This window comes from Pseudoalteromonas sp. SR43-7, from assembly GCF_014163785.1.
In the GTDB taxonomy this organism is placed as follows: domain Bacteria; phylum Pseudomonadota; class Gammaproteobacteria; order Enterobacterales; family Alteromonadaceae; genus Pseudoalteromonas; species Pseudoalteromonas distincta.
Genome location: NZ_JACJDY010000059.1, coordinates 1 through 550, shown reverse-complemented (window position 1 = coordinate 550; position 550 = coordinate 1). Strand labels below are relative to the sequence as shown.

Genomic DNA, 550 nt, shown 5'->3' with positions numbered 1-550 from the left:
CATGATGACGAAGCGTGTGGTGAAATTGAAACGGCTCACCCAGGTTATCTAGGCTCTCAAGATACATTTTACGTGGGTAATCTCAAAGGCGTTGGGCGTATCTACCAACAAACCTTCGTTGATACCTACAGCAAAGTAGCGTTCGCTAAGCTCTACACCACGAAAACGCCAATTACTGCGGCTGACATACTCAACGACAAAGTACTGCCGTACTTCGAACAGTACGAGCTTCTCATGCTACGTATTCTAACCGATAGAGGCACTGAATATTGTGGTAAAGTCGAACATCATGATTACCAGTTATATCTGGCTATTAATGATATCGATCATACAAAAACCAAAGCTATGTCACCGCAAACAAATGGTATCTGCGAACGCTTCCACAAAACGATACTCAATGAATTCTATCAAGTTACATTCCGTAAAAAGCTATATAGCTCATTAGCGGAATTGCAAAAGGATCTGGACGAATGGATGATTTATTACAATAATGACCGAACTCATCAAGGAAAAATATGCTGTGGCAGAACGCCATTAGAAACTTTATTAG

The 550-nt window shown here is 40.9% G+C and carries 1 protein-coding gene; it reads left to right on the top strand.

Going from position 1 to position 550, the window contains the following annotated elements:
- Window positions 1-550: integrase core domain-containing protein (locus H5087_RS20010; RefSeq protein ID WP_182673148.1), on the top strand; the 550-nt coding region annotated here is incomplete at both ends.